Annotated in this window: 2 protein-coding genes; one reads left to right on the forward strand and one right to left on the reverse strand. The window is 49.2% G+C overall.

Annotated features, from left to right (window positions below; genetic code table 11):
• A partial coding sequence (locus tag J5224_RS25370; RefSeq protein WP_319802485.1) for a flagellin FliC occupies positions 1-606 on the reverse strand: 606 nt, incomplete at its 3' end.
• Between the two features lie 500 nt (positions 607-1,106).
• Between J5224_RS25370 and fliD the strand changes: the two genes are divergently transcribed.
• Positions 1,107-2,145 (forward strand): flagellar filament capping protein FliD (gene fliD / locus J5224_RS25375; protein WP_264627973.1); only part of this gene is annotated, 1,039 nt, incomplete at its 3' end.

Here is a 2,145-nt window from a genome sequence, read left to right on the forward strand (position 1 = left end):
GGTCGCCAGAACGTCGAAGCCGTCAACGCTAACTTTACGATCGCTAGCAGCGGTAACCTGACCACCCGTCGTACCTGCCGTCAAGGTTCCAGTATGTTTGTTCCAGCCTTGGTTGGAAGTCAGAGAGATACCGATGGTTTCGCCATCGTTTGCACCAACCTGGATGCTGATGGTGGTATCAGTGTTGGTGTTAGCCAGAATTTTGATGCCGTTGAATTGGCTCTGGTCAGCAACACGGTTGATTTCAGCAACACGTTCGTTGATTTCAGACTGCATGGAGTCGATATCAGAAGCAGAGTAAGTGCCGTTTTTCGCCTGGTTAGCCAGTTCACGAACACGCTGCAAGTTGTTGTTGATTTCGTTCAGAGAGCCTTCAGCAGTCTGAGCCAGAGAGATACCGTCGTTAGCGTTACGTGCAGCCTGAGTCATGCCGCGGATGTTAGCGGTGAAACGGTTAGCAATCGCCTGACCAGCAGCGTCGTCTTTTGCGCTGTTGATACGAGAGCCAGAAGACAGACGTTCGATAGCCGTCCCCAGAGCTGACTGAGATTTGTTCAGATTGTTTTGAGCCAACAGCGACAAGCTGTTAGTATTGATGACTGCCATAATTGTATTCCTTTTCCAATTCAGGTCGGGTTAGGGATTGGGCTATCGCCCACGGCTTTTATCACCGTAACCCTTGTATCGGCCTATGCCAAAGAAGCTTTAATTTTTTTTGAAAAATTCTTCAAGCAAACCGTTTTTATTCTTATCCCATGCATTGAAACAACAACAAACCACTTAATATTCAACGAATTAAATGATACCACTAAAAAATCCCACTTCGACGATTACAGAACCACCGTTAAATAGCGGGGTCGTCATGCGTGTGGTTAACGACCTGAGAGCCGTTTTCGGACATAATAATGATAACGGTTCGAAAGCAGCAGTCGTCTATTGGTGTAGGTCTTTACGCGTTACCGCGTCGAACGCACGGTTTAGGCATCATAGAGAAAGGCAAATAGCCAATAAGAAGAACGCGCTTGGGATAGTAACAAACAATGCTAAACTTCTGCTTCAAGCCGCCGATAACCACGAAATACTGGTCACAACATTAAGGATTGATCATGGCAAGCATCAGCTTTACGGGTTCAACAAGTGGACTCAGTAGCATTCTCCAGCAATTGACCGAACTTGAGCAGACCCGGATAAACCCGATCAAGACTCAGCAAACCTTATATACCAATCGCAGCAAGGCTTTCGATACGCTGAGTGCGGCAGTTACCAAGTTAGATACCGCTAATGATGCGTTAGCTAAAGCGAAGACCATCAACCAAACTACCGTAACCAGCACCAATACGGCCTTTGCGGCCACCACGGCGAACGGTGCGGTATCGGGTTCTTATCAGGTTGAAGTACAAAACCTTGCCACGGCCCACTCCCTGCTGTCAGGCGAATTTGACAGTAATAAAACACAGTTAGGGGCAACAACAGGCGGCACGCGCACGCTGACTATCAGCCAGCCGGGTCAGGAAAAACCGTTGGAAATCAACCTGACCGACGGTCAAACGACGTTGGAAGGCATCCGTGATGCAATCAATAAGGCCAACGGCAATGTCGGTGCCAGCATTATTAAAGCAGATGATGATTCCTATTATTTGGCTATCACCTCCAAATCGACCGGCACCGATGGCAAGATGACCATCAATGTGACCGGTGATGATACCCTCAAGGGAAAAATCGGTTACACCAGCGGCGTCACTGGCAACATGTCTGAGCAAGTCGCTGCTGAGAACTCGGTGATTAAACTGAATGGTTCCGTAACGGTTACACGCCAGAGCAACACCGTTGCCGATGCCATTGACGGTGTCACACTGACGCTGAAAGCGGAAAACACCGCTGGAAAACCAGAAACGCTGTCGATTGATACCGATACGGCGCCGATGGAAGCGGCAGTGAAGAACTGGGTTGATGCCTACAACGCACTGCAAACCACCATTGGCACGTTGACCAAATTTACCGCAACTGAGGTGGGCGCGTCGTCGCCAGATACCAGCAATGGCGTCTTGCTGGGTAACAGTACGGTGCGTGGGATCCAGACCCAATTGAAAATGCAACTCTCGAGTGCTCAGTCGGGAAGCATCGCCAACATGTCGCAGTTGGGTG

The organism is Candidatus Symbiopectobacterium sp. NZEC135, from assembly GCF_025962695.1.